The sequence below is a fragment of the Hydrocoleum sp. CS-953 genome (genome assembly GCF_002260545.1).
In the GTDB taxonomy this organism is placed as follows: Bacteria; Cyanobacteriota; Cyanobacteriia; order Cyanobacteriales; family Microcoleaceae; genus Trichodesmium.
Genome location: NZ_LGSU01000806.1, coordinates 1 through 4,761, shown reverse-complemented (window position 1 = coordinate 4,761; position 4,761 = coordinate 1). Strand labels below are relative to the sequence as shown.

Genomic DNA, 4,761 nt, shown 5'->3' with positions numbered 1-4,761 from the left:
TTTAAGTCAGGAAAAAGAGGTATCATTCCTTTAAAAGAACAACAAGTGACTAAAAGTACAGACTTTGAATTGATAACCTGGTTAATTATTCAAGATGACTCAAAACAATCTTAAGTTCTCTATTGAATAAGCTTTAAAACAGTTTACTCAAGTTTCTACCGCTGATGGAATTAAGCTTTAAGTCGGGAAAAGATGGTAAGATTCCTTTAAAAGAAGAACAAGTGACGAAAAGTACAGACTNAGATGACTCAAAACAATCTTAAGTTCTCTATTGAATAAGCTTTAAAACAGTTTACTCAAGTTTCTACCGCTGATGGAATTAAGCTTTAAGTCGGGAAAAGATGGTAAGATTCCTTTAAAAGAAGAACAAGTGACGAAAAGTACAGACTTTGAATTGATAACCTGGTTAATTATTCAAGATGACTCAAAACAATCTTAAGTTCTCTATTGAACAAGCTTTAAAACAGTTTACTCAAGTTTCTACCGCTGATGGAATTAAAAATCTGTTTGAAACTTTGGGTTACTCAACTCAACGAGAATTTTTATTAGATATTCAAACTCCTGATGAGGTAGTACAAGAATTTGGGTGGGATAATTTTAGGCAAGATAAAGGATTATTAAAAGAGTGGAAGTCGGTCGATTATTTCTTTCAGGTGACGGAAGAAGAAATTACTCAAAATGAACAGTTAGGATTATTTCAACCTTCTTTTGAAAAGGATTATTTAAAGTCATATATTTTTCTGGGATTAACTTTACAAAATCCTGATTATTCTCGGAGTAAAATGGCAACTATCACCCGTGAAATAAACCGTCAATCTGATATTCCCATTATGATTTTATTTCGTTATGGGAATTATATTACCTTATCTATAATTAATCGTCGTCCTAATAAGTTAGATAGGGATAAAGATGTCTTAGAAANCTGTCAATAATTACTTGATCGATATCTAAAATAGGAATTGCCATAGCGACAATATTTTCTAAATCTCGCTCCAAATAACGTTCTAAAATAAAAGCTATCCGAAAAGAATTATATTACCTTATCTATAATTAATCGTCGTCCTAATAAGTTAGATAGGGATAAAGATGTCTTAGAAAAGATTACTTTAATCAAAGACATTAATATAAATTCTCCCCATCGAGCGCATCTTGAAATTTTAGCAGATTTATCCTTCATCTCTCTGAAAGATGTTCAAAATTTTGACGAACTACATACAGCTTGGCAAAAAGTTCTAGATACATCAGAACTCAATAAAAAATTCTTTAAGGAAGTTTCTAATTGGTATTTTTGGGCGACTCAAATGGTGACTTTTCCTGATGGAGCAGAAGCAGATGAATCTATTCGTAATGCTACCAGTGTTATTCGTTTAATTACTCGTTTAATTTTTGTTTGGTTTTTAAAGGAAAAGAGGTTAGTTCCTGATGATTTATTTAATGAAGGTAAGCTGCAAAGGTTACTAAAATCTTTGGAATTAGAGGAAACAACTTATTATAAAGCTATCTTACAAAATCTCTTTTTTGCTACTCTAAATACCGANATTCGTAATGCTACCAGTGTTATTCGTTTAATTACTCGTTTAATTTTTGTTTGGTTTTTAAAGGAAAAGAGGTTAGTTCCTGATGATTTATTTAATGAAGGTAAGCTGCAAAGGTTACTAAAATCTTTGGAATTAGAGGAAACAACTTATTATAAAGCTATCTTACAAAATCTCTTTTTTGCTACTCTAAATACCGAAATGAACCATCCCCCTAAATCCCCCTTAGAAAAGGGGAATGTGAGGAATAACCGAAAGTTTAGAGGACAAACTAAACAAAAGGGAGGAATAGATCAAAATTATGGAGTAGCTAATGTTTATCGTTACCAAGATTATTTTATTAATTCTGATGATTTTTTAGAATTATGTCACGATATTCCTTTTCTTAATGGGGGTTTATTTGAGTGTTTAGATAGAGATAAAGAGAAAGATGATTCCTCTAAAACGTCTCAAAAAGGCAAAGAGAAAACAAAAATTAGAATTGATGGGTTTTCTGATAGGGATGATAATGTTTTAAATGTTCCTAATTTTCTCTTTTTTGGAAAAGTCAGAGACGTTGATTTAAACAAAGCCTATGGAACTAAAAATAAAAAGTATGAAGTTCAGGGATTAATTAATATTTTTAATCGTTATAAATTTACTATTGATGAAAATACTCCTATTGAGGAAGAAATTGCTTTAGATCCAGAATTGTTAGGTAAAGTATTTGAGAATTTATTAGCAGAATATAACCCGGAAACCGAAACCACGGCAAGGAAACAAACGGGGTCTTTTTATACTCCTAGAGAGATTGTTAATTATATGGTAGATGAGTCGTTAATTGCTTATCTACAAAACTTCCTCCCTGTAACACAAGCTTCTAGCTTGTCAGGGAAAAACATCCAAGATGGATGTGTTACCGAACCCAATACCCACTCTGTAACACAAGCTTCCAGCTTATCAGGGAAAGACATCCAAGATGGATGTGTTACCGAACACGACACCCACTCTGTAACACAAGCTTCCAGCTTATCAGGGAAAGACATCCAAGATGGATGTGTTACCGAANACCCACTCTGTAACACAAGCTTCCAGCTTATCAGGGAAAGACATCCAAGATGGATGTGTTACCGAACACGACACCCACTCTGTAACACAAGCTTCCAGCTTATCAGGGAAAGACATCCAAGATGGATGTGTTACCGAACACGACACCCAAGATGGGTGTGTTACAATGAGTCGGCGTTTCCTTCCCCATTGGCAACAAAACAAGGCAACATATTTTATCACATTTCGTTTAGCAGACTCTCTTCCTCAAGCAAAGCTTCAATTATTACAGCAAGAAAAAGAAGAATGGCAAAAACAACATCCTGAACCTTTATCAGAAGCAGAAAAAGCAGAATATAATCGTCTTTTTTCCCAAAAAGTTGATAAATGGTTAGATGCTGGTATAGGAAAATGTTATCTCAAAGACCCCCAACTAGCCAAAATTGTAGCTGATGCCTTGTCCTATTTTGACGGCGATCGCTATGATTTAAAAGAATGGGTAGTTATGCCTAATCATGTTCATGTTATTGTCACACCACTAGGCAATCATACATTATCAGAAATTACTCATTCTTGGAAGTCCTTCACTGCTAACAAAATTAACAAATCTCTTAACCGTCGTGGCCAATTATGGCAAAAAGAATCTTACGATCAAATTGTGCGATCGCCTCAACATTTAGAAAGAGTCCAAACATATATTGCCAATCATCCCGCCAATGTAGCACAAGCTTCCAGCTTGTATAAAAATGTTACCGTAACACGAGCTTCCAGCTTGCCAGAGAAAAACACCCAAGATGGGTGTCTTACCGAACCAAACACCCACTCTGTAACACAAGCTGGAAGCTTGTCTAAAATAAACAATCAAGATGATTGTGTTACTACATCAAACAATCAGGATGATTGTGTTACCCGTTTGCGTCATTTACTGTCATATAATGATAATTCCCATCAATTTAACGACTATGAATGTGACTATTTAATTAGTGTAATTGATAACCTTAAAATCATTGACATTGCTTGCGGTTCGGGTGCTTTTCCGATGGGAATTTTACAGAAATTGGTGTTTATTTTAGGAAAAATTGACCCTAATAATACTAAATGGAAACAGCAACAGAAAGAAAAAGCAATACAGCCTGTTTTAGAAGATATTCAGACAGCAAAAAAGATTAGTTATGAAGATGCAAGGGAAGAAGCGATACAAAAGTTACAGGAAAGGTTGGCAGAAATAGAAGATGAATTTGAGAATAATGAGATGGATTATTCCCGGAAGTTATTCTTAATTGAAAATTGTATTTTTGGTGTAGATATTCAACCCATAGCAGTACAAATTTCTAAGTTACGCTTTTTTATATCGTTAATTGTTGACCAAAAGGTTAATAACAATCAACCTAATCGTGGGATTTTACCTTTGCCAAACCTTGAGACTAAATTTGTGGCTGCTAATTCTTTAATTGGGATAGAAACTCAGTCTAGTTTAAGAAGTCAAGAGGTGATAGAAAAAGAGGAAGAGTTAAAGCAAGTTCGTCAACAACATTTTAAGGCAAGAACACCGAAAACAAAGAAAAAATGTCGAGAAAAAGATGAAAATTTAAGGCAAGAAATTAGTAAATTATTGCAGTCAACTGGTTTAGAAACAGCGATCGCTGATACTTTAGCAAGATGGAATCCTTATGATTTGAATAGTAGTTCAGATTTCTTTGAATCTACTTGGATGTTTGGGGTTGATTCTTTTGATATTTGTATTGGTAATCCTCCTTATGTGAGACAGGAGAAAATTAAGGAACTTAAACCAATTTTAAAACAGCAATACGATTGTTATACAGGAGTTGCAGATTTATATGTCTATTTCTTTGAACAAGCAGTCAGACTTTTAAAAGAGAAAGGAGTTTTAACTTATATTACTTCTAATAAATATTTTCGTTCAGGATATGGTCAAAAGTTACGAGATTTTTTAGTTAAAAAAACTCAATTAAAACAATTAATAGACTTTGGAGATGCACCTGTTTTTAAAGCTATAGCTTATCCCAGTATTATCATCACGGTAACACACCCCTCTAGGGTGTCAAAAGATAATGTAACAAACTCTTCTAGGGTGTCAAATAAATCTAACAAGCAAGATGCTGGTGCTACTGTAACAAACTCTTCTAGAGTGTCAAATAAATCTAACAAACAGGATGCTGGTGCTACTGTAACACACCCT

At 33.7% G+C, this 4,761-nt stretch carries 2 protein-coding genes; both read left to right on the top strand.

Going from position 1 to position 4,761, the window contains the following annotated elements:
• Positions 1-313 precede the first annotated feature (313 nt).
• Positions 314-439 carry a hypothetical protein gene (locus AFK68_RS43405; protein ID WP_256386529.1) on the top strand — a complete coding sequence of 42 codons (126 nt, stop codon included), beginning with the start codon at positions 314-316 and terminating at the stop codon, positions 437-439.
• Positions 440-2,583: 2,144 nt separating this feature from the next.
• A partial coding sequence (locus tag AFK68_RS10065) for an Eco57I restriction-modification methylase domain-containing protein (RefSeq protein WP_210407334.1) occupies positions 2,584-4,761 on the top strand: 2,178 nt, incomplete at both ends.

Coding starts and splice junctions, on each gene's coding strand:
- AFK68_RS43405 (WP_256386529.1), top strand. CDS start 314: ATGGAATTAAGCTTTAAGTCGGGAAAAGATGGTAAGATTCCTTTAAAA.